Source organism: Streptomyces sp. NPDC059371 (assembly GCF_042751995.1).
In the GTDB taxonomy this organism is placed as follows: Bacteria; Actinomycetota; Actinomycetes; order Streptomycetales; family Streptomycetaceae; genus Streptomyces.
In genome coordinates, this window is sequence record NZ_JBHYXD010000019.1 from 94,982 (window position 1) to 116,892 (window position 21,911).

Genomic DNA, 21,911 nt, shown 5'->3' on the forward strand with positions numbered 1-21,911 from the left:
CATGGGACTCGAAGAAAAGCTGCCGAGCGGATTCCTGCTGACGACCGTCGAGCAGGCCGCGGGCTGGGTGCGCAAGGCGTCCGTCTTCCCCGCGACATTCGGACTCGCCTGCTGTGCCATCGAGATGATGACGACCGGCGCCGGGCGCTACGACCTGGCCCGCTTCGGTATGGAGGTGTTCCGCGGGTCGCCCCGCCAGGCCGACCTGATGATCGTGGCCGGCCGGGTGAGCCAGAAGATGGCGCCGGTGCTGCGGCAGGTCTACGACCAGATGCCCAACCCCAAGTGGGTCATCTCCATGGGGGTTTGTGCGTCATCGGGCGGAATGTTCAACAACTACGCCATTGTGCAGGGAGTTGACCATATCGTCCCGGTCGACATCTATTTGCCCGGATGTCCGCCGCGGCCCGAGATGCTGATGGACGCGATTCTCAAGCTCCACCAGAAGATCCAGACCTCGAAGCTCGGCGTGAACGCCGAGGAGGCGGCCCGCGAGGCGGAGGAAGCGGCGCTCAAGGCGCTTCCCACCATCGAGATGAAGGGCCTGCTGCGGTGAGCGACGCGAACGGCAACGGGGTCAACCCCGAGAAGGACCTGAGCGCCTCCAACCTTCCCGGCCAGCGAGGCGACCAGGGCGAGGAGATCCGCGTCCAGCGCGGCATGTTCGGCGCCAACAACGGCGGCGACACCTCCGGCTACGGCGGCCTGGTCCGCTCGATCCGGCTGCCCGGCGCGGCCGCCCGCCCCTACGGCGGCTGGTTCGACGAGGTGGCCGACGAACTGGAGGGCGCTCTCGAGGAACAGGGACTCGTCCCCGAGAACGTGATCGACAAGACGGTCGTCGACCGCGACGAGATCACCTTCCACGTCGAACGCGAGTACCTGCTTCCCGTCGCCCAGACCCTGCGCGACGACCCGGCCCTCCGGTTCGAACTGTGCACCGGCGTCTCCGGCGTCCATCACCCGCAGGACAAGGGCCGCGAGCTGCACGCCGTCTACCACCTGCGCTCGATCACCCACAACCGGCTGATCCGGCTGGAGGTCAGCGCCCCGGACGCGGACCCGCACGTCCCGTCGCTCGTCACCGTGTACCCGACGAACGACTGGCACGAGCGCGAGACGTACGACTTCTTCGGCCTGATCTTCGACGGCCACCCCGCGCTGACGCGGATCATGATGCCGGACGACTGGCAGGGCTTCCCGCAGCGCAAGGACTATCCCCTCGGCGGCATTCCCGTCGAGTACAAGGGCGCCCAGATCCCGGCTCCGGACCAGCGGAGGTCGTACTCATGAGCACGCAGACCCCTCCCGGGGCATCGGCCGCCTCGCCCCGCGAGACGACCGAGGGCACCGTATATACGGTCACCGGCGGCGACTGGGACGAGATCGCCCAGTCCGCGGCCAAGTCCGACGACGAGCGCATCATCGTCAACATGGGCCCGCAGCACCCGTCCACCCACGGTGTGCTCAGGCTCATCCTGGAGATCGACGGCGAGACCGTCACCGAGGCCCGCTGCGGCATCGGCTACCTCCACACCGGTATCGAGAAGAACCTCGAGTTCCGTACGTGGACGCAGGGCACCACGTTCGTGACGCGCATGGACTATCTGACGCCGTTCTTCAACGAGACGGCCTACTGTCTCGGCGTCGAGAAGCTCCTCGGGATCACCGACCAGATCCCCGACCGCGCCTCGATCATCCGGGTGCTCCTCATGGAGCTGAACCGGATCTCCTCCCACCTGGTGTGCATCGCCACCGGCGGCATGGAGCTGGGCGCCACCACGATCATGATCTACGGCTTCCGTGACCGTGAGCTCATCCTCGACATCTACGAGCTGATCACGGGCCTGCGGATGAACCACGCGTTCGTCCGCCCCGGCGGACTCGCCCAGGACCTGCCCCCGGGCGCGGTGGACCAGATCCGCGAGTTCGTGAAGAAGATGACGAAGAACCTTCCCGAGTACGACAAGCTCGCTACCGGGAACCCCATCTTCAAGGCCCGCATGCAGGACGTCGGCTACCTCGACCTGGCCGGCTGCATGGCCCTCGGCGCCACCGGCCCGATCCTGCGCTCGGCGGGCCTGCCGCACGACCTGCGCAAGTCCCAGCCGTACTGCGGCTACGAGACCTACGACTTCGAGGTCCCCACCGCCGACACCTGCGACTCCTACGGACGCTTCCTGATCCGTCTGGAGGAGATGCGCCAGTCGCTGCGGATCGTCGAGCAGTGCCTGGACCGGCTCCAGCCCGGCCCGGTCATGGTCGCCGACAAGAAGATCGCCTGGCCCGCCCAGCTCGCGCTCGGCCCCGACGGTCTCGGCAACTCGCTCGACCACATCAAGAAGATCATGGGCACCTCCATGGAGGCCCTGATCCACCACTTCAAACTGGTGACCGAGGGCTTCCGCGTGCCGCCGGGACAGGCGTACACGGCGGTCGAGTCGCCGAAGGGCGAGCTCGGGGTGCACGTCGTCTCCGACGGAGGCACCCGCCCCTACCGGGTCCACTTCCGTGACCCGTCCTTCACCAACCTGCAGGCCATGGCGGCGATGTGCGAAGGCGGCCAGGTCGCCGACGTCATCGTCGCCGTCGCGTCCATCGACCCCGTGATGGGAGGCGTCGACCGGTGACCACCACCCCCGAGGGCGTCAGCCTGGGCATGCCCCGACTGCCCGCGCCCGACTACCCGGCCGACGTCCGGGCCCGGCTGGAGGCGGACGCGCGCGAGATCATCGCCCGCTACCCCGACTCCCGCTCGGCGCTCCTTCCGTTGCTGCATCTCGTGCAGTCGCAGGAGGGCCACGTCACGCGCACGGGACAGCGGTTCTGCGCGGAGGTACTGGGCCTGACGACGGCCGAGGTCGCCGCGGTCGCGACCTTCTACTCGATGTACCGGCGCAAGCCGAGCGGCGACTACCAGGTGGGTGTCTGCACCAACACCCTGTGTGCCGTCATGGGCGGCGACGCCATCTTCGAGGCACTCCAGGACCACCTGGGTGTCGGCAACGGGGAGACCACCGGTGACGGCAAGGTCACCCTGGAGCACATCGAGTGCAACGCGGCCTGCGACTTCGCGCCGGTCGTGATGGTCAACTGGGAGTTCTTCGACAACCAGACCGTGGACTCCGCCAAGCGCCTCGTCGACGACCTGCGCGCGGGCTCCGACGTCGAACCGACCCGCGGCGCCCGGCTGTGCACGTTCAAGGAGACCGCCCGGATCCTGGCGGGCTTCCCCGACGAGCGCGAGGGCGCGGTGGAGGGCGGCGGCAGCGCGGGCCACGCGTCCCTGGTGGGGCTGCGTCTGGCCAAGGGGGAGAGCGCCCCCGCGCGCGTGGTGCATCCGCGGGGCGGAGGAGCACCTCAGAACCAGCGGCCCGCCGAGCACCCGAGCTCGCACGACGCGCCGCAGGACACGTCGGCCTCCGACCCGTCCCACCCGGCGGGTCCTGTGGCAGAGGAGGGGGAGTGATGACCTTGGCAGCCGAGATCAACGAGACAAGTCCGGAAAAGCTGCTCGCACCCGTGCTGTCGGCCTTCTGGGACGAGGACAGGTCCTGGTCGCTGGACGTCTACCGAAGGCACGAGGGGTACGAGGGCCTGCGCAAGGCACTCGCCATGTCACCGGACGACCTGATCGCTTACGTCAAGGACTCCGGGCTGCGGGGCCGTGGCGGCGCCGGCTTCCCGACCGGAATGAAATGGCAGTTCATTCCCCAGGGAGACGGCAAACCTCACTATCTAGTTGTCAACGCCGACGAATCGGAGCCGGGAACCTGCAAGGACATCCCGCTCCTCTTCGCGAACCCGCACAGCCTCATCGAGGGCATTGTGATCGCGTGCTATGCCATCCGGTCTTCGCATGCCTTCATCTATCTCCGCGGTGAAGTCGTCCCCGTATTGCGGCGGTTGCACGAGGCCGTACGTGAGGCCTACGCGGCGGGTTACCTCGGCGAGAACATCCTGGGCAGCGGACTCGACCTCCAGCTCACCGTGCACGCGGGCGCGGGCGCGTACATCTGCGGTGAGGAGACCGCGCTGCTCGACTCGCTCGAAGGCCGCCGTGGTCAACCGCGGCTCCGCCCCCCTTTCCCTGCTGTCGCGGGCCTTTATGCGTGTCCAACTGTTGTGAACAACGTCGAATCGATCGCGTCAGTTCCCGCAATTCTCCAAAAAGGCAAGGAATGGTTCAGGTCGATGGGCAGCGAGAAGTCTCCGGGCTTCACGCTCTACTCGCTCAGCGGCCATGTCGCCAGCCCCGGCCAGTACGAGGCACCCCTCGGCATCACCCTGCGTCAACTCCTCGACATGAGTGGCGGGATGCGCCCCGGCCACCGGCTGAAGTTCTGGACGCCGGGCGGCTCCTCGACCCCGATGTTCACCGCCGAGCATCTCGACGTCCCTCTTGATTACGAAGGAGTGGGCGCCGCGGGTTCCATGCTCGGCACGAAAGCACTCCAGTGCTTCGACGAGACGACCTGCGTCGTCCGCGCCGTCACCCGCTGGACCGAGTTCTACGCCCACGAGTCCTGCGGCAAGTGCACGCCGTGCCGTGAAGGAACGTACTGGCTCGTTCAGTTGCTGCGCGACATCGAGGCCGGCAAGGGCGTCATGTCCGACCTCGACAAGCTCAACGACATCGCCGACAACATCAACGGCAAGTCCTTCTGCGCCCTCGGCGACGGTGCCGCCTCGCCGATCTTCTCCTCGCTCAAGTACTTCCGCGAGGAGTACGAGCAGCACATCACGGGCCGCGGCTGCCCCTTCGACCCCGCCAGGTCCACGGTCTGGGCGGACAAGCACACGGAGGTGAACGCATGACAGTGACCACCAGCGCTCCCTCCGGAGGCGGGGAAGCCGCGGTCCCGCCGGAGGACCTCGTCTCGCTGACGATCGACGGCGTCGAGATGAGCGTGCCCAAGGGCACCCTGGTCATCCGGGCCGCCGAACAACTCGGCATCGAGATCCCCCGGTTCTGCGACCACCCGCTCCTCGACCCGGTCGGCGCCTGCCGCCAGTGCATCGTCGAGGTCGAGGGCCAGCGCAAGCCCATGGCATCCTGCACGATCACCTGTACGGACGGGATGGTCGTCAAGACTCAACTCACCTCCCAGGTCGCCGAGAAGGCACAGCACGGTGTGATGGAGCTGCTGCTCATCAACCACCCGCTGGACTGCCCGGTCTGCGACAAGGGAGGCGAGTGCCCCCTGCAGAACCAGGCGATGTCGCACGGCAACGCCGAATCCCGGTTCGAGGGCAGGAAGCGGACGTACGAGAAGCCGGTCCCGATCTCCACCCAGGTGCTCCTGGACCGCGAGCGGTGCGTGCTGTGCGCCCGCTGCACCCGCTTCTCCAACCAGATCGCGGGCGACCCCATGATCGAACTGGTCGAGCGGGGCGCGCTCCAGCAGGTCGGCACCGGTGACGGCGACCCCTTCGAGTCGTACTTCTCCGGCAACACGATCCAGATCTGCCCGGTGGGCGCGCTCACGTCGGCGGCCTACCGCTTCCGCTCACGCCCCTTCGACCTCATCTCCTCGCACTCCGTGTGCGAGCACTGCTCCGGCGGCTGCGCGACGCGCACCGACCACCGGCGCGGCAAGGTGATGCGGCGTCTCGCGGCGCCGGACCCCGAGGTCAACGAGGAATGGGTCTGCGACAAGGGCCGGTTCGGGTTCCGGTACGCGCAGCAGCGCGACCGCCTCGACACCCCCCTGGTGCGCAACGCCGAAGGCGTCCTCGAACCCGCGTCCTGGCCGGAGGCCCTGGAGGCCGCCGCCCAGGGGCTGACCGCCGCCCGCGGCCGGGCCGGTGTCCTCACCGGCGGCCGGCTCACCGTCGAGGACGCCTACGCGTACAGCAAGTTCGCGCGCGTGGCCCTCGACACGAACGACATCGACTTCCGCGCGCGCGTGCACAGCTCCGAGGAGGCCGACTTCCTGGCCGCCCGGGTCGCCGGACGCGGCCGGGACCTCGACGGCACGGGCATCACGTACACCGCTCTGGAGAAGGCGCCCGCCGTCCTGCTGGCGGGCTTCGAGTCGGAGGAGGAGGCGCCCGGCGTCTTCCTGCGGCTGCGCAAGGCATGGCGCGGGCACGGCCAGAAGACCTTCTCCCTCGCCACGCACGCCACCCGCGGTCTGGAGAAGGCGGGCGGCACGCTGCTGCCGGCCGCCCCCGGCACCGAGACCGAGTGGCTGGACGCGCTCGCGAGCGGCGTCGGGCTGGAGGGCGACGGCGCGAAGGCCGCCGAGGCCCTGCGCGCCGAGGGCGCCGTGATCGTCGTCGGTGAGCGGCTGGCCTCCGTGGCCGGAGGGCTGACCGCCGCCGTGCGGACCGCCACCGCCACCGGCGCCCGCCTGGTGTGGATCCCGCGCAGGGCCGGGGAACGCGGTGCGATCGAGGCCGGCGCGCTTCCGTCGCTGCTGCCGGGCGGACGCCCGGCCACCGATCCGCGCGCGCGGGACGAGGTCGCCACCGCGTGGGGCGTCTCCGAACTCCCGCACCGCTACGGCCGTGACACCGGCCAGATCGTGGAGGCCGCCGTCGGCGGCGAACTGCGCGCCCTGGTGGTGGCGGGCGTGGAGGTCACCGACCTCCCCGACCCCGCACGCGCGCGTGCGGCACTGGCCGAAGTCGGCTTCCTGGTGTCGCTCGAAATGCGGCCCAGCGAGGTCACCGAGCACGCGAACGTCGTCCTGCCGGTCGCCGCGGTCGCGGAGAAGGCCGGAAGCTTCCTCAACTGGGAAGGCAGGGTCCGCTCCTTCGAGGCCGCTCTCAAGCCCGACCAGATGACCCGGCGGCTCGCGCCCGCCGACGCGCGCGTCCTGCAGATGCTGGCCGACGCCATGGACGTCCACCTCGGACTGCCGGACCTGCGCACCACGCGCGGGGAGATCGACCGGCTCGGCGCCTGGGGCGGACAGGGGGCCGGCGAACCCGGGGAGACCGGGGTGCAGATGCCCCGTCCGGCCGCCGGGGAGGCCGTACTGGCCGGGCACCGGCTGCTGCTCGACCAGGGGCGCCTTCAGGAGGGCGACACGGCACTCGCCGGGACCCGGCACGCCGCACGCGCGCGCGTGTCGGCCGCCACCGCCGCCGAGGCCGGGGTCAAGGATGGCGACGTGATCGCCGTGACCGGTCCCGCTGGAGCGGTCGAACTCCCGCTGCAGATCACCGAGATGCCCGACCGCGTGGTCTGGCTCCCGCTGAACTCGACCGGAGGGGGCGTCGCCTCCGACACCGGGGCGCTGCCCGGCGCACTCGTCCGCATCGGCCCGGCGACGATCGCCGCCGAGGCCCCCAAGGAGGTGGAGGCATGACGCCGTACCTCGCCGCTGAAGACCTCTCGATGTTCGGCCACGACCCCTGGTGGCTGGTCGTCATCAAGGCGGTGTTCTGCTTCGCCTTCCTGATGGTGACCGTGCTCTTCTCCATCGTGTGGGAGCGCAAGGTCGTCGCCTGGATGCAGCTCCGCATCGGCCCCAACCGTCACGGGCCCTGGGGCATGCTCCAGTCGCTCGCCGACGGCGTGAAGCTGATGCTCAAGGAGGACCTCGTCGTCAAGCGCGCGGACAAGGTCGTCTACGTCCTCGCGCCGATCGTGGCGGCCATCCCGGCCTTCATGGCGATCGCGGTGATCCCCTTCGGGCCGGCCGACAACGAGGTCTCGATCTTCGGTCAGCGCACGACGATGCAGCTGACCGACCTGCCGATCGCGATGCTCTTCATCCTCGCGGTGGCCTCGGTGGGCATCTACGGGATCGTGCTCGCCGGCTGGAGCTCCGGATCCACCTATCCGCTCCTCGGCGGTCTGCGCTCCTGCGCCCAGATGATCTCGTACGAGATCGCCATGGGTGCCGCGTTCGCCTCGGTGTTCCTCTACTCCGGGTCGATGTCGACCTCGACGATCGTCGAGCAGCAGCATGACCGCTGGTACATCATCCTGCTGCCGGTCTCGTTCCTGATCTACATCGTGACGATGATCGGCGAGACCAACCGGGCCCCGTTCGACATGCCGGAGTCCGAGGGAGACCTCGTCGGCGGCTTCAACACCGAGTACTCGTCGATCAAGTTCGCGCTGTTCATGCTCGCCGAGTACGTGAACATGGTGACGGTCTCGGCCGTGTCCACGACGCTCTTCCTGGGCGGCTGGCGCGCGCCCTGGCCGATCAGCAGCTTCTGGGAGGGCGCCAACCACGGCTGGTGGCCGATGCTCTGGTTCGTGGTGAAGGTGCAGCTCCTGCTGTTCTTCTTCATCTGGCTGCGCGGCACGCTCCCGCGCGTCCGCTACGACCAGCTCATGAAGCTCGGCTGGAAGGTGCTCATCCCGGTCTCCGTGGTCTGGCTGATGCTCGTCGCGACGGTCCGGACGCTGCGCAACGAGAACTACGACTTCGCGGACATCGCCCTGTACGTCGGCGGAGGCGTCCTCGTCCTCCTGCTGCTGTCGTTCGTGGCGGACATCTTCCGCGACAAGCAGGGCCAGGAGACGCCCGAGGAGCCCGCCGCCTTCGATCCGATGGCCGGTGGATTCCCCGTGCCCCCGCTGCCCGGACAGGAGCTGCCGCCGGTTCCGCGGCGCCGTCCGCGCCGCGAGCGGGAGCTGATTGTCAGTGGCGGGTCCGATACTGCGAGTGATGGACCGGTTACCGGATCTCGTGACGGAAAGGAGGGGTCCGATGGCTGAGGAGCCGAAGGAGACCAAACCGGGTTTCCAGAACCCTGTCGCCGGTTTCGGCGTGACCTTCAAGGCCATGTTCAAGAAGCGGCTGACCGAGCAGTACCCGGAACAGCAGAAGACCACCGCACCGCGGTTCCACGGCCGGCACCAGCTCAACCGCCACCCGGACGGCCTGGAGAAGTGCGTCGGCTGTGAGCTCTGTGCCTGGGCCTGTCCCGCGGACGCCATCTATGTGGAGGGCGCGGACAACACCGAGGAGGAGCGCTACTCCCCGGGCGAGCGCTACGGCCGCGTCTACCAGATCAACTACGCCCGCTGCATCCTGTGCGGGCTGTGCATCGAGGCGTGTCCCACGCGCGCGCTGACGATGACGAACGAGTTCGAGCTCGCGGACAGCAGCCGCGCCAACCTCATCTACACCAAGGAGCAACTGCTCGCCGGACTCCAGGAAGGCATGGTCGACACACCGCACTCGATCTTCCCGGGCACGGACGAGCAGGACTACTACCAAGGTCTGGTGACCGAGGCGGCACCCGGCACCGAGCGCCAGGTGGCCGTCTCCAACGGCGAGTTGCACCCCTCGGCAAGCCCGTCGGGCACGTCCGCCGGAGAGGGGGCGGAGGCATGACCGCCAACCTGGCCGCGTACTCCACCTCCACCGGAGAAGCCGTCCAGTTCTGGGTTCTCGGCACCGTCGCGGTGATCGGCGCCCTGTCCACCGTCTTCATGCGCAAGGCCGTGCACAGCGCGCTGTGCCTCGCCGGGACCATGATCGTCCTGGCCGTGTTCTACCTCGCCAACGGCGCCTACTTCCTGGGCATCGTCCAGGTCGTCGTCTACACCGGCGCGATCATGATGCTCTTCCTCTTCGTCGTCATGCTCGTCGGTGTCACCGCGGCGGACTCGTTGAAGGAGACCATCAAGGGCCAGCGCTGGCTGGCCCTGCTCTGCGGAGCCGGCTTCGGCATCCTGCTGTTCGCCGGCATCGGCAACGCGTCCGTCCAGGACTTCGACGGTCTGGCGAAGGCGAACGCGAACGGCAACGTGGAGGGCCTCGCCGCCCTCATCTTCACGAAGTACGTGTTCGCCTTCGAGATCACCGGCGCCCTGCTCATCACGGCCACGGTCGGCGCCATGGTGCTGACGCACCGCGAGCGCACCGAGCGGGCCAGGACCCAGCGCGAGCTGTCCGAGCAGCGGGTGCGCGAGGGCAAGCACATCCCGCCGCTGCCGGCGCCGGGTGTCTACGCCCGGCACAACGCCGTGGACATCGCGGGCCTGCTCCCCGACGGCACTCCGTCCGAGCTGACCGTCAGCAAGACGCTGCGCGACCGCGGGCAGATCCGTGACGTGTCGGCCGACGCGCTGAAGGACCTGAAGGCGCTGGAGCAGCGTGCCGAGGAGCGCCTGGAGCGCACGAAGCCGGAGGAGGCGTCCAAGTGAATCCGGTCAACTACCTCTATCTCGCCGCTCTGTTGTTCACGATCGGCGCCACCGGTGTCCTGATCAGACGGAACGCGATCGTGGTGTTCATGTGCATCGAGCTCATGCTCAACGCCTGCAACCTCGCCTTCGTCGTCTTCTCCCGGATGCACGGCAATCTCGACGGCCAGATCTTCGCCTTCTTCACGATGGTCGTCGCCGCCGCGGAGGTCGTGGTCGGGCTCGCGATCATCGTGTCGCTGTTCCGTTCCCGCCACTCGGCCTCGGTCGACGACGCCAGCCTGATGAAGCTGTAAGGGGTCGCTGAATCGTGGAGAACCTGATTGCGCTGCTCATCGCGGCGCCTCTGCTCGGAGCGGCCGTACTGCTGTGCGGCGGACGTCGGCTGGACGCCGTCGGTCAGTGGATCGGCACCGTGCTCGCGGCCGCCTCCTTCGTGATCGCGGTCGTGCTCTTCGCCGACATGCTGGGGAAGAGTCCGGACGACCGGACGTTCACCCAGCATCTGTACAGCTGGATCGCCGTCGGAAACTTCCGCGCGGACGTCGGCTTCCAGCTCGACCAGTTGTCGATGACGTTCGTCCTGCTGATCACCGGCGTCGGCTCGCTGATCCACCTGTACTCGATCGGGTACATGGAGCACGACGAGCGCCGCCGCCGCTTCTTCGGCTATCTGAACCTGTTCCTGGCGGCGATGCTGCTGCTCGTCCTCGCCGACAACTACCTTCTGCTGTACGTCGGCTGGGAGGGCGTCGGTCTCGCCTCGTACCTGCTGATCGGCTTCTGGCAGCACAAGCCCAGCGCGGCCACGGCCGCCAAGAAGGCCTTCCTGGTCAACCGCGTCGGCGACATGGGCCTGTCCATCGCCATCATGCTGATGTTCACGACCTTCGGGACCTTCGCCTTCGGGCCGCTGCTCGGCACCGAGGGGCACCCCGGCATCGCCGGGGACGCCACCGAGGGCAAGCTCACGGCCGTCGGGCTGATGCTGCTGCTCGCGGCCTGCGGCAAGTCGGCCCAGGTGCCGCTGCAGTCCTGGCTCGGGGACGCGATGGAGGGCCCGACCCCGGTCTCGGCCCTCATCCACGCCGCCACCATGGTGACCGCGGGCGTGTATCTGATCGTGCGCTCGGCCGCCGTCTTCAACGCGGCACCCGACGCCCAGCTCGTCGTCACCGTCGTGGGCGGGGTCACGCTCCTGTTCGGTGCGATCGTCGGTTGCGCGAAGGACGACATCAAGAAGGCGCTGGCCGGCTCGACCATGTCGCAGATCGGCTACATGGTGCTGGCGGCGGGCCTCGGCCCCATCGGCTACGTCTTCGCGATCATGCACCTGGTGACGCACGGCTTCTTCAAGGCCGGGCTCTTCCTCGGCGCCGGTTCGGTCATGCACGGCATGAACGACGAGGTCGACATGAGGAAGTTCGGCGGCCTCAGGAAGTACATGCCGGTCACCTTCGTGACCTTCGGCCTCGGCTATCTCGCGATCATCGGCTTCCCGGGCCTGTCCGGCTTCTTCTCCAAGGACAAGATCATCGAGGCGGCCTTCGCCAAGGGGGGCACCGAGGGCTGGATCCTCGGCAGCGTGGCCCTGCTGGGCGCGGCCATCACCGCGTACTACATGACGCGCGTGATGATCATGACCTTCTTCGGGGAGAAGCGCTGGCAGCCCGACGCGGACGGCCACGAGCCGCACCCGCACGAGTCGCCCAGGTCCATGACGATCCCGATGATCGTACTGGCCTTCGGGTCGGTCTTCGCGGGTGGCTTCTTCAGCATCGGCGACCGCTTCGTGCACTGGCTGGAGCCGGTCACCGGGCACGCGGAGGGCGACTCGCCGGTGAGCGCCCTCACGGTCACCCTGGCCACCATGGTGCTGCTCGTCGTCGGCGCCGGCATCGCCTACCTCCAGTACGGACGCAGCTCTGTCCCGGTCGTCGCCCCGCGCGGCTCCCTGCTCACCCGCGCCGCCCGGCGCGACCTGTACCAGGACGACTTCAACCACGTCGTGCTGGTACGCGGCGGTGAGCACCTCACCCGCTCCCTGGTGTACGTCGACCACACGCTGGTCGACGGAGTCGTCAACGGGACGGCGGCCTCCGTGGGCGGCCTCTCCGGGCGGCTGCGCAAGCTGCAGAACGGCTATGCGCGCAGTTACGCGGTCTCGATGTTCGGCGGTGCGGCGATCCTCGTCGCCGCGACCCTGCTGATGAGGGCGGTCTGATACCGATGTCCTTTCCTCTGCTGACAGCGACGGCGGCGCTCCCGGCCCTCGGGGCGATCGCCACGGCCGCCGTGCCGGCCGCGCGGCGCGTCGCCGCGAAGTGGCTGGCGCTGCTCGTCTCCCTCGGCACGCTGGCGCTCGCCGCGGTCACCCTGGTGCGTTTCGACCCCGGCGGCGCCCGCTACCAGCTCACCGAATCCCACTCCTGGATCCCGGACTTCGGGGTGAGCTACCAACTGGGCGTGGACGGCATCGGGGTGGCGCTCGTCGCGCTCACCGCGCTGCTGATGCCGTTCGTGATCCTGGCGGGCTGGCACGACGCCGACCCGATGGAGACCGGAAGCAGGCGCTGGCGTCCGACCCAGGGCTTCTTCGCCCTGATCCTGGCCGTCGAGGCGATGGTGATCATCTCCTTCGAGGCCACCGACGTCTTCCTCTTCTACATCTTCTTCGAAGCCATGCTGATCCCGATGTACTTCCTCATCGGCGGCTTCGGGGACCGGGCCCACGAGCACGGCGACGAGGCGGCGGCGACGCAGCGCTCGTACGCCGCGGTGAAGTTCCTCCTCTACAACCTGGTCGGCGGTCTGATCATGCTGGCCGCCGTGATCGGTCTGTACGTGGTCGCCGGAAGCTTCTCGCTCCAGGAGATCGTCCACGCGCGGGCCGACGGCTCCCTGCACATGGCGACCAGCACCGAGCGGTGGCTCTTCCTCGGCTTCTTCTTCGCCTTCGCGGTGAAGGCGCCCCTGTGGCCGCTGCACACCTGGCTGCCCAACGCCATGGGCGAGGCCACCGCCCCGGTCGCCGTGCTGATCACCGCGGTCGTCGACAAGGTCGGCACCTTCGCGATGCTCCGCTTCTGCCTCCAGCTCTTCCCCGAGGCGAGTAAGTGGGCGACGCCCGCGATCCTCGTGCTGGCGCTGATCAGCATCGTCTACGGGGCGCTGCTCGCGGTCGGGCAGCGGGACATCAAGCGGCTGGTCGCCTACGCCTCGATCTCCCACTTCGGGTTCATCATCCTGGGCATCTTCGCGATGACGAGCCAGGGCCAGTCGGGCGCGACGCTCTACATGGTCAACCACGGGATCTCGACCGCCGCCCTGATGCTGGTGGCCGGCTTCCTGATCTCGCGGCGCGGCTCGCGTCTCATCGCCGACTACGGAGGGGTGCAGAAAGTCGCCCCGGTGCTCGCGGGCACCTTCCTGATCGGCAGCCTCGCGACGCTGTCGCTCCCGGGTCTCGCGCCCTTCGTGAGTGAATTCCTGGTCCTGGTCGGCACGTTCACGCGCTATCCGGTGGTCGGAATCATCGCCACCTTCGGCATCGTCCTCGCCGCGCTCTACACCCTCGTCCTCTACCAGCGGACGATGACGGGCCCGGTGAAGGCCGAGGTGGCCCAGATGCCGGACCTCAGGGTGCGCGAGCTCCTGGTCGTCGCCCCGCTGATCGCTCTGTTGATCTTCCTGGGCGTCTACCCGAAGCCGCTCACCGACATCGTCAACCCGGCGGTCAAACAGACCATGTCAGACGTACACAAGACGGACCCCAAGCCCGAGGTGGAGGCGGCCAAGTGAGCGCATCAGCCGTCCACAGCCTGTGGACAACCGCGGCGACCGCGGCCGAGCCGATTTCCAAGATCGATGCACCGAAGATCGAATATGGGCAATTGTCGCCCACTTTGATCGTTATCGGTGCGGCGGTCATCGGGGTTCTGATCGAGGCCTTCGTGCCGCGCAAGTCCCGTTACTACGCACAGGTGTTCGTCGCCGTCGTGGCGCTGGCCGCGGCCTTCTCCGCGGTCGTCGCACTCGCGGCGGGCGGATACGGCACCACCAAGGCGCACATCGCTGCGATGGGCGCGGTCGCGGTCGACGGACCGGCCCTGTTCCTCCAGGGCACGATCCTGCTCGCCGGAATCCTCGGCGTCTTCACCTTCGCCGAGCGGCGCCTCGACCCCGAGGCGCACGGGAACCGGGTCGACGCGTTCGCCGCGCAGGCCTCGTCGGTGCCCGGCAGCGACAGCGAGAAGGCCGCCGTGAAGGCCGGGTTCACCACCACCGAGGTGTTCCCGCTGCTGCTCTTCGCGATCAGCGGCATGCTCGTCTTCCCCTCGGCCAACGACCTGCTGACGCTGTTCATCGCGCTGGAGGTCTTCTCCCTGCCGCTCTACCTCCTGTGCGCCGTGGCCCGCCGCAAGCGGCTCATGTCGCAGGAGGCGGCGGTCAAGTACTTCCTGCTCGGCGCCTTCGCCTCCGCGTTCACGCTGTTCGGCATCGCCCTGCTGTACGGCTACGCGGGATCGGTGTCGTACGCGACGATCGCGCACGTCGTCGACGGAACGGTCACCAACGTCGACCCGGCACTCGCCGGCACCATGGGCAACGACGTACTGCTGCTCATCGGCACCGCCCTGGTCGTCATGGGCCTGCTCTTCAAGGTCGGCGCGGTGCCGTTCCACATGTGGACGCCCGACGTCTACCAGGGCGCGCCGACCCCGGTCACCGGCTTCATGGCGGCCGCGACGAAGGTGGCGGCGTTCGGCGCGCTGCTGCGCCTGCTCTACGTCGTCCTGCCCGGCCTGCGCTGGGACTGGCGGCCGGTCATGTGGGCCGTGGCGATCGTCACGATGCTGGGTGGCGCGATCGTCGCGATCACCCAGACCGACATCAAGCGGCTCCTGGCGTACTCGTCGATCGCGCACGCCGGATTCATCCTCGCGGGTGTCATCGCGACCTCGCCGGACGGCGTCTCGTCGGTCCTCTTCTACCTGGGCGCGTACTCCTTCGTGACGATCGGCGCCTTCGCCGTCGTCACGCTCGTACGGGACGCGGGCGGAGAGGCCACGCATCTGTCCAAGTGGGCCGGTCTCGGACGCAGGTCCCCGTTGGTGGCCGCGGTGTTCGCGATCTTCCTGCTGGCCTTCGCGGGTATCCCGCTCACTTCGGGATTCACCGGAAAGTTCGCCGTGTTCAAGGCGGCGGCCGAGGGCGGCGCGGGCGCGCTGGTCGTGGTCGGTGTGATCTCTTCGGCGATCGCGGCGTTCTTCTACATCCGCGTGATCGTGCTGATGTTCTTCAGCGAGCCGAAGCCCGAGGGGCCGACGGTCGCTGTGCCGTCGCCTCTGACCATGACGGCGATCGCCGCGGGTGTGGCGGTCACGCTGGTGCTCGGTGTGGCACCGCAGTACTTCCTGAACCTGGCCAGCCAGGCCGGGGTTTTCGTGCGCTGAGCGGTTCCTCGCGCGGCTCGGGCCCCGCTCCCTTCGAGGGAGCGGGGCCTGAGCCGTTCTCAGTGGGCGGCGTGGGCCGCGCCCGCGGAACCGGGCTGTGCCATGCCGGACGAGCCGTGGTGGGCGGTGGGCGCCTTGCCGCTGTGGGCCGTGTCCGCCTTGCCCGTGTGGGCCGAGTCCGTCATACCGGTGTGGGCCGTGTCCGTCTTGCCGGTGTGGGCCGGCGCTGCCGGGCACTTCACCCTGGGGTTCCAGCGGTCGAACAGCCCGCTCGGATTCTGCTTCCACAGCCAGACGTGCAGGTCGTAGTGGATCGGCATCCCGGGGTAGTGGCCCGGCATCGGGCCGTCGAACTTCTGCCCGCCGAACATCGACGGCCGGTCCTTGCTGGTCTTCATGTTCTGGTCGGAGTCGAGCACGATCCACTCGACCCCGGCGAGCCTGCGCTTTCCGTTCTTGCCGTCCTCGAACAGCAGGGCCGCGGGCTTCGCCGGATCGAGTGAGCCGTATCGGGACTCGTTGAAGTAGTGGTAGCCCATGCTGCCGTGCCCCGCGGGATCCGAGGAGCACTGGTGGGGCACGTATCCGTCGGCGAGAGCGACCTTCTCGTCGAGGTACTTGACGCTGGCGAGGTATGCCTTGACCAGGTCGCGCAAGGCCTTCGGGTCGACCGGGCGGTCCGCGGCCGGGGCGGGGCCGGCGGACAGGGCGAGCGACGCGGTGGCGGCTGTCACGAGGGTGATGACGGTCCTGAGGGGACGCTGGGGCATGCGAGGGCTCCTAGAGACACGAGAGAGGCGTACGGACTGCACGGGTCCGTCGGCTGCGGGCCCCCTCCTCCCGCCCGAGCAGCATGGCCCTCGGCCCCGAAGCGCCGCCATGCAAGCGGGGCCAACGGGTTGAACCCCGATGGGGCGCGCCGTGCAGCGGAGTGAGACGGGGCGGGCGCCGATACGTAGGGAAGCCGGTCCCTCGCAGCCTGTGGACAACTCTCGGACTGTCGGCGCGGACCCCTATCGTGGACGCAGTGGTCGAGGCGCGACGTACGGGGGACGGAACGATGGGTGGGACGGGTGTGATGACCGAAGCGGACGCGACGGAGACGCTGGGCGGGAGCGAGGCGCTGGCCGCCCTCCACCGGGTCTTCGGGTACGACGCCTTCCGCGGCGAGCAGGAAGCGATCATCGAGCATGTGGTGGCGGGCGGTGACGCCGTCGTCCTGATGCCGACCGGTGGCGGCAAGTCCCTCTGCTACCAAATCCCTTCCCTGGTCAGACCGGGTACGGGCGTTGTGGTCTCCCCGCTCATCGCGCTCATGCAGGACCAGGTGGACGCGCTGCGGGCGCTGGGCGTGCGTGCCGGGTTCATGAACTCCACGCAGGACTTCGACGAGCGGCGCGTGGTCGAGGCGGAGTTCCTGGCCGGCGAGCTCGACCTTCTCTACCTGGCTCCCGAGCGGCTGCGTCTCGACAACACGCTGGACCTGCTGTCCCGCGGGAAGATCTCCGTCTTCGCGATCGACGAGGCGCACTGCGTGGCCCAGTGGGGCCATGACTTCCGTCCCGACTATCTGGCGCTCTCGCTGCTCGGCGAACGCTGGCCGGACGTCCCGCGCCTCGCGCTGACGGCCACCGCCACCCATGCGACGCACAAGGAGATCACTCAGCGGCTGGGCATGCCCGCGGCCCGCCACTTCGAGGCGAGCTTCGACCGGCCCAACATCCAGTACCGGATCGTTCCGAAGGCCGACCCGAAGAGGCAGCTGCTGTCCTTCCTGCGCGAGGAGCACGCGGGCGACGCGGGCATCGTGTACTGCCTCTCGCGCAACTCCGTGGAGAAGACCGCCGAGTTCCTCTCCCGCAACGGCATCGAGGCGGTGCCCTATCACGCGGGCCTTGACTCGGGGACCCGTGCCGCGCACCAGTCCCGCTTCCTGCGGGAGGAGGGCCTCGTGGTCGTCGCCACGATCGCCTTCGGCATGGGCATCGACAAGCCGGACGTCCGGTTCGTCGCCCACCTCGACCTGCCGAAGTCCGTCGAGGGCTACTACCAGGAGACGGGCCGCGCAGGCCGTGACGGACTGCCCTCGACGGCCTGGATGGCGTACGGGCTTCAGGACGTCGTCCAGCAGCGCAAGATGATCCAGGGCTCGGAGGGCGACGAGGCGTTCAGACGCCGGGCCACCGCCCATCTGGACTCGATGCTCGCCCTGTGCGAGACGGCCCGGTGCAGGCGCTCCCAGCTCCTCGCCTACTTCGGCCAGGACCCCGACACCCCGGCCTGCGGGAACTGCGACACCTGTCTGACACCCCCGGAGACCTGGGACGGCACGGTCGCGGCACAGAAGCTGCTGTCCACGGTGGTACGCCTCCAGCGTGAGCGGGGACAGAAGTTCGGCGCCGGTCAGATCGTCGACATCCTGCTGGGGCGGAAGACCGCCAAGGTGATCCAGTTCGACCATGACCAACTGTCCGTCTTCGGCATCGGGGAGGAGCTGGCGGAGTCCGAATGGCGCGGTGTCGTACGGCAGTTGCTTTCCCAGGGACTGATCGCGGTCGAGGGTGAGTACGGCACGCTGGTGCTGACCGAGGCGAGCGGGACCGTGCTGCGGCGCGAGCGGGACGTGCCGCTGCGCAAGGAGGCGCCGAAGCCGGCCGCGTCCCGGTCGTCGGCACCCAAGGGTGAGCGCAAGGCCAAGGCGGCGGCGGCCGAACTGCCCGCCGAGCTCGTGCCCGCGTTCGAGGCGCTGCGTGCCTGGCGCGGCGAGCAGGCGCGTGAACAGGGCGTCCCGGCGTACGTCATCTTCCACGACGCCACGCTGCGGGAGATCGCGACGGTGTGGCCCACCTCCGTCAAGGACCTGGGCGGTATCAGCGGGGTGGGCGAGAAGAAGCTGGCGACGTACGGCGAGGGTGTCGTCGGGGTGCTCGCCTCGCTGGCCGGCGGTACCCCCGCGACGGCGGGGGCCGGCGGCAGACCCGAGTCCGCACCGGTTCCGGCGGCCCCGGCGGCCCCGGCGGGACCGGACCCGGACTGGCCGGAGCTGGACCAGGAGCCGGAGCCCGAGGACTGGATGTAGCGGGCCCGACGCCGGGAGACCGAGGACGAGGCGAGACGCCCTGCCGGGCTCTGCCGACTCCGCCGGGCTCTGCCGGGCCCGCCGACCGAGCCGGGCCCGCCGACCGAGCCGGGCCCGCCGACCGAGCCGGGCCCGCCGACCGAGCCGGGCCCGCCGGCTCCGCCGCCCGCGCAGGGCTTCGCCCAAGCCGGGCTTCGCGGGGCACGGTGGCCAGGATCCTGGCCACCGTGACAGGGACCTCGTCCCGCTGGAGGTCTCTCTCGGAGGCGTGTCCCGGAGATCCCTCCCAGAGGCGGCGCCCGGAGGTCTCTCCTGGAAGCGTCCCCCGGAAGCCCCTCCGGGGGCTTGTCGCCAAGCTCCCCCGGAGACCGCTACCGGGAGGCGGTCGGTGTGATGCGGCCCCGGACCTCGCCGAGGCCGACCCGGGTCCCGCCCGGACCCGGCGCCCAGGCCGTCAGCGTGACCTCGTCGCCGTCCTCGAGGAACGTCCGCTTGCCGTCGGGGAGTTCGAGGGTGTCGCGCCCGTTCCAGGTGAGTTCGAGCAGCGAGCCGCGCTCGCCCTCGGTGGGGCCGCTGACGGTTCCGGAGCCGTAGAGGTCACCGGTCCGCAGGGAGGCGCCGTTGACCGTCATGTGGGCCAGTTGCTGGGCGGCCGTCCAGTACATGGTGGAGAAGGGGGGTTCGGAGACGACGTGGCCGTTGACGGCCACGGAGATCCGGAGGTCGTAGCCGCCCGGTTCCTCGGAGGCGTCGTCGAGGTAGGGGAGGAGGGGGTGCGTGCGGACGGGCGGGGCCACCAGGGCGTCGTCGAGGGCGTCCAGCGGGGTGATCCATGCCGACACGGACGTGGCGAAGGACTTGCCGAGGAAGGGGCCGAGCGGGACGTACTCCCAGGCCTGGATGTCACGCGCCGACCAGTCGTTGAGCAGGCAGAGGCCGAAGACGTGGTCGCGGTAGTCGCTCAGGGGCACCGGCCGGCCCTGTTCCGAGGGGGTGCCGACCACGAAACCGACCTCCGCCTCGATGTCCAGGCGGATCGAAGGGCCGAAGACCGGGGCGGCGTCCGCGGGGGCCTTGCGCTGGCCCGACGGGCGGACGACATCCGTGCCGGACACCACGACCGTGCCGGAGCGGCCGTGATAGCCGATCGGCAGGTGCTTCCAGTTCGGCGTGAGGGAGTCGGCGGCGTCGGGGCGGAAGATCTGGCCGACGTTCCGGGCGTGGTTCTCGGAGGCGTAGAAGTCCACATAGTCCGCGACGGTGAAGGGGAGGTGCAGCGTCACGTCGGAGAGGGGGTGGAAATGGGGAGCGAGGGTTTCCCGGTGGGCCGGGACGGTCACCCAGGCCGTCAGCGCGCGCCGGACATCGGACCAGGCGGTGCGGCCCGCGGCGAGCAGCGGGTCGAGGGTCGGTTGTGCGAGCAGCCCGGCGTAGGGGGAACCGAGTGAGCGGGCCGCCGCACCCGCGTCGAGCACGTGGTCGCCGAGCCGTACGCCGACGCGCCGTTCGGGGTCACCGGCCGGGTCGGTCAGGGAGAACACGCCGTACGGCAGGTTGTGCGGACCGAAGGGATCGCCCTCGGGGACATCGAAGGGGGGCATCGGTAGGTGCCTCGCTTTCGGATTCGTACTCGCCATGTGAGCCATGCGTTCCACGCGTTTGATGTGGTCGGAGCACACGTTACGGGGGAGAGTCCCCGCTGTGGCAGGGCCTAAAGGGTCTGCAATGTCTGAATTGGCCCAGTGTGGAACCGGTGATTGGCGAGTCGCGGTGCGTGGATGCGAGGTGACGGGTACCGCATCACCCGGCCTCGGACCGTGCTTGTCGCGCTCTCGTCGCACTCTTGCCCCGTTCGTTCCCCGTTCGCGCCCGCTCTTGTCCGCCGGTCCGCGCCCCTGCCCGCGACTGTCCGCCATCCCGCGCTCCCGCCCGCTGCCCCGCGCCCCTGCCACCGCTGTCCAAGAGTCGGCGCGGCTGCCGCGTACGGTCGCGGGCGCATTTCGCGCGAGAGGGAGTTCGCCAGGCCTCGCCCCAACAGGGGTGATGTGTAACGGACTTGGCGAGGGGCACTTCCGATGCAGGGCCGAGTTGGCCTTGGTGTAGGGGGCGTTGGGGAGTTGTGGGTGGTCCTGTGCGGGAAAGTGGGTGTGGGCGGAAGTGGAGCCTGGGTGATCCGAAGCGGTCGCAACGCGCTTACCGCCGTACGGTGAACGGCGTTGCTGACGGGATACCGGACGTCGTCCGGTTCAGGCCGGGCCGATGAGTCGTTCGATCCGTATTCTTCGGATCATGGCCGCTCCGACTGCATATTCACTCATCGCCACTGACCTGGACGGAACGCTGCTGCGCGGCGACGACACACTCTCCGACCGGTCACGGGCCGCGTTGGCGAAGGTGACCCAGGCAGGTGCCCGGCATCTCGTGGTCACGGGCCGACCGGCACCGCGCGTGCGACCGCTTCTCGACGAACTCGGCGGCGAGGGACTGGCGGTGTGCGGTCAGGGGGCGCAGCTCTACGACGCGGGCGCGGACCGCATGCTGTGGTCGGTGACCCTGGACAGGGAGTTGGCGGAGACGGCGCTCGGCAAGATCGAGGCGGAGGTCGGGCTGCTCTACGCGGCGGTCGACCAGGACGGCGTGGACGGGCTGACGCTCATCGAGCCGGGGTACGTCATGCCGCATCCGACTCTGCCGGCGGTGCGGGTGCCGCGTCGGGACGACCTCTGGGCGGAGCCGATCAGCAAGGTGTTGCTTCGTCACCCGTCTTTGTCCGACGACGAGTTGGCGTCGGCGGCGCGGGGAGTGGTCGGTTCGCTGGCGACGGTCACCATGTCCGGGCCCGGCACCGTCGAACTCCAGCCATGCGGGGTGACCAAGGCGACGGGCCTCGCTCTGGCCGCGGCGCATCTCGGGCTCACGTCGTGCGCGACGCTCGCCTTCGGTGACATGCCCAATGACATCCCGATGTTCGACTGGGCGGCCCGGGGTGTGGCGATGGCGAACGCCCACCCGGAACTGAAGGCGGTGGCCGACGAGGTCACCTTGTCGAACGAGGACGACGGGATCGCGGTCGTCCTGGAGCGCCTCTTCGGCTTCTAGCGACGCAGACGCACCCGACGACACCCTGCAGCCGACGCACCCGACCGGCCGCCAAGAACACGCACCCGACCGGCCGCCAAGAACACGCACCCGACCGGCCGCCAAGAACACGCACCCGACCGGCCGCCAAGAACACGCACCCGACCGGCCGCCA

At 69.3% G+C, this 21,911-nt stretch carries 17 protein-coding genes; 15 read left to right on the forward strand and 2 right to left on the reverse strand.

Annotated elements, in window-relative coordinates; all coding sequences use genetic code 11:
* The first annotated feature begins 1 nt into the window (after position 1).
* From ACFXGX_RS14145 to nuoN, 13 genes are read left to right on the forward strand one after another with little or no spacing between them, the layout of a single operon-like run.
* The gene (locus tag ACFXGX_RS14145) at positions 2–556 is read left to right on the forward strand and encodes an NADH-quinone oxidoreductase subunit B family protein (RefSeq protein ID WP_003998928.1); all 555 of its coding nucleotides are present in this window, start codon (positions 2–4) and stop codon (positions 554–556) included.
* Positions 553–1,293 (forward strand): NADH-quinone oxidoreductase subunit C, encoded by a 741-nt coding sequence (locus ACFXGX_RS14150; RefSeq protein WP_384789652.1) that lies wholly within the window; start codon positions 553–555, stop codon positions 1,291–1,293. The genes ACFXGX_RS14145 and ACFXGX_RS14150 overlap by 4 nt, the downstream gene beginning before the upstream one ends.
* Entirely contained in the window at positions 1,290–2,630 is a 1,341-nt protein-coding gene (locus ACFXGX_RS14155) for an NADH-quinone oxidoreductase subunit D (RefSeq protein ID WP_384789655.1), read from the forward strand. The genes ACFXGX_RS14150 and ACFXGX_RS14155 overlap by 4 nt, the downstream gene beginning before the upstream one ends.
* Positions 2,627–3,469, forward strand: a complete 843-nt coding sequence (gene nuoE / locus ACFXGX_RS14160; protein ID WP_384789658.1) for an NADH-quinone oxidoreductase subunit NuoE — start codon at positions 2,627–2,629, stop codon at positions 3,467–3,469. Before ACFXGX_RS14155 ends, nuoE begins: the two co-directional genes overlap by 4 nt.
* Positions 3,466–4,818 carry an NADH-quinone oxidoreductase subunit NuoF gene (gene nuoF / locus ACFXGX_RS14165; protein ID WP_384789661.1) on the forward strand — a complete coding sequence of 451 codons (1,353 nt, stop codon included), beginning with the start codon at positions 3,466–3,468 and terminating at the stop codon, positions 4,816–4,818. Before nuoE ends, nuoF begins: the two co-directional genes overlap by 4 nt.
* Entirely contained in the window at positions 4,815–7,319 is a 2,505-nt protein-coding gene (locus tag ACFXGX_RS14170) for an NADH-quinone oxidoreductase subunit G (protein ID WP_384789664.1), read from the forward strand. Before nuoF ends, ACFXGX_RS14170 begins: the two co-directional genes overlap by 4 nt.
* On the forward strand, positions 7,316–8,686 hold the full coding sequence (gene nuoH / locus ACFXGX_RS14175) for an NADH-quinone oxidoreductase subunit NuoH (RefSeq protein ID WP_384789667.1): 1,371 nt from the start codon (positions 7,316–7,318) through the stop codon (positions 8,684–8,686). Before ACFXGX_RS14170 ends, nuoH begins: the two co-directional genes overlap by 4 nt.
* Positions 8,679–9,308: an NADH-quinone oxidoreductase subunit NuoI gene (gene nuoI, locus ACFXGX_RS14180; RefSeq protein ID WP_384789670.1), complete on the forward strand. Its 630-nt coding sequence runs from the start codon at positions 8,679–8,681 to the stop codon at positions 9,306–9,308. Before nuoH ends, nuoI begins: the two co-directional genes overlap by 8 nt.
* A complete protein-coding gene (locus tag ACFXGX_RS14185; protein ID WP_384789673.1) occupies positions 9,305–10,123 on the forward strand; it encodes an NADH-quinone oxidoreductase subunit J in 819 nt (272 codons plus the stop codon). Before nuoI ends, ACFXGX_RS14185 begins: the two co-directional genes overlap by 4 nt.
* Positions 10,120–10,419 carry an NADH-quinone oxidoreductase subunit NuoK gene (gene nuoK / locus ACFXGX_RS14190; RefSeq protein WP_384789676.1) on the forward strand — a complete coding sequence of 100 codons (300 nt, stop codon included), beginning with the start codon at positions 10,120–10,122 and terminating at the stop codon, positions 10,417–10,419. Before ACFXGX_RS14185 ends, nuoK begins: the two co-directional genes overlap by 4 nt.
* Positions 10,420–10,433: 14 nt before the next feature.
* Positions 10,434–12,347: an NADH-quinone oxidoreductase subunit L gene (nuoL, locus tag ACFXGX_RS14195; RefSeq protein WP_384789679.1), complete on the forward strand. Its 1,914-nt coding sequence runs from the start codon at positions 10,434–10,436 to the stop codon at positions 12,345–12,347.
* Positions 12,348–12,352: 5 nt separating this feature from the next.
* Positions 12,353–13,924 (forward strand): NADH-quinone oxidoreductase subunit M, encoded by a 1,572-nt coding sequence (locus ACFXGX_RS14200; RefSeq protein WP_384789682.1) that lies wholly within the window; start codon positions 12,353–12,355, stop codon positions 13,922–13,924.
* Positions 13,921–15,579, forward strand: coding sequence for an NADH-quinone oxidoreductase subunit NuoN (gene nuoN / locus ACFXGX_RS14205; protein ID WP_384789685.1), 1,659 nt, complete (start codon positions 13,921–13,923; stop codon positions 15,577–15,579). The genes ACFXGX_RS14200 and nuoN overlap by 4 nt, the downstream gene beginning before the upstream one ends.
* Positions 15,580–15,638: 59 nt before the next feature.
* Here nuoN and ACFXGX_RS14210 read toward each other — a convergent pair whose 3' ends face one another.
* On the reverse strand, positions 15,639–16,349 hold the full coding sequence (locus tag ACFXGX_RS14210; protein WP_384789688.1) for a hypothetical protein: 711 nt from the start codon (positions 16,347–16,349) through the stop codon (positions 15,639–15,641).
* A gap of 290 nt (positions 16,350–16,639) precedes the next feature.
* On the opposite strand from ACFXGX_RS14210, the gene recQ reads away from it, so the two are divergent.
* Positions 16,640–18,658: a DNA helicase RecQ gene (recQ, locus tag ACFXGX_RS14215; RefSeq protein ID WP_384789723.1), complete on the forward strand. Its 2,019-nt coding sequence runs from the start codon at positions 16,640–16,642 to the stop codon at positions 18,656–18,658.
* Positions 18,659–19,029: 371 nt separating this feature from the next.
* Here recQ and fahA read toward each other — a convergent pair whose 3' ends face one another.
* A complete protein-coding gene (gene fahA, locus ACFXGX_RS14220; protein WP_384789691.1) occupies positions 19,030–20,259 on the reverse strand; it encodes a fumarylacetoacetase in 1,230 nt (409 codons plus the stop codon).
* A gap of 688 nt (positions 20,260–20,947) precedes the next feature.
* Here fahA and ACFXGX_RS14225 point away from each other — a divergent pair.
* A complete protein-coding gene (locus tag ACFXGX_RS14225) occupies positions 20,948–21,757 on the forward strand; it encodes an HAD family hydrolase (RefSeq protein WP_384789694.1) in 810 nt (269 codons plus the stop codon).
* The last annotated feature ends 154 nt before the right edge of the window (positions 21,758–21,911 follow it).

What these genes read in the sequence shown, in the direction of transcription:
- ACFXGX_RS14145 (WP_003998928.1), top strand. Translation starts at nt 2, where the DNA reads ATGGGACTCGAAGAAAAGCTGCCGAGCGGATTCCTGCTGACGACCGTC.
- ACFXGX_RS14155 (WP_384789655.1), top strand. Translation starts at nt 1,290, where the DNA reads ATGAGCACGCAGACCCCTCCCGGGGCATCGGCCGCCTCGCCCCGCGAG.
- ACFXGX_RS14170 (WP_384789664.1), top strand. Translation starts at nt 4,815, where the DNA reads ATGACAGTGACCACCAGCGCTCCCTCCGGAGGCGGGGAAGCCGCGGTC.
- nuoH (WP_384789667.1), top strand. Translation starts at nt 7,316, where the DNA reads ATGACGCCGTACCTCGCCGCTGAAGACCTCTCGATGTTCGGCCACGAC.
- nuoI (WP_384789670.1), top strand. Translation starts at nt 8,679, where the DNA reads ATGGCTGAGGAGCCGAAGGAGACCAAACCGGGTTTCCAGAACCCTGTC.
- ACFXGX_RS14185 (WP_384789673.1), top strand. Translation starts at nt 9,305, where the DNA reads ATGACCGCCAACCTGGCCGCGTACTCCACCTCCACCGGAGAAGCCGTC.
- ACFXGX_RS14200 (WP_384789682.1), top strand. Translation starts at nt 12,353, where the DNA reads ATGTCCTTTCCTCTGCTGACAGCGACGGCGGCGCTCCCGGCCCTCGGG.
- ACFXGX_RS14210 (WP_384789688.1), bottom strand. Translation starts at nt 16,349, where the DNA reads ATGCCCCAGCGTCCCCTCAGGACCGTCATCACCCTCGTGACAGCCGCC.
- recQ (WP_384789723.1), top strand. Translation starts at nt 16,640, where the DNA reads ATGGGTGGGACGGGTGTGATGACCGAAGCGGACGCGACGGAGACGCTG.
- fahA (WP_384789691.1), bottom strand. Translation starts at nt 20,259, where the DNA reads ATGCCCCCCTTCGATGTCCCCGAGGGCGATCCCTTCGGTCCGCACAAC.
- ACFXGX_RS14225 (WP_384789694.1), top strand. Translation starts at nt 20,948, where the DNA reads ATGGCCGCTCCGACTGCATATTCACTCATCGCCACTGACCTGGACGGA.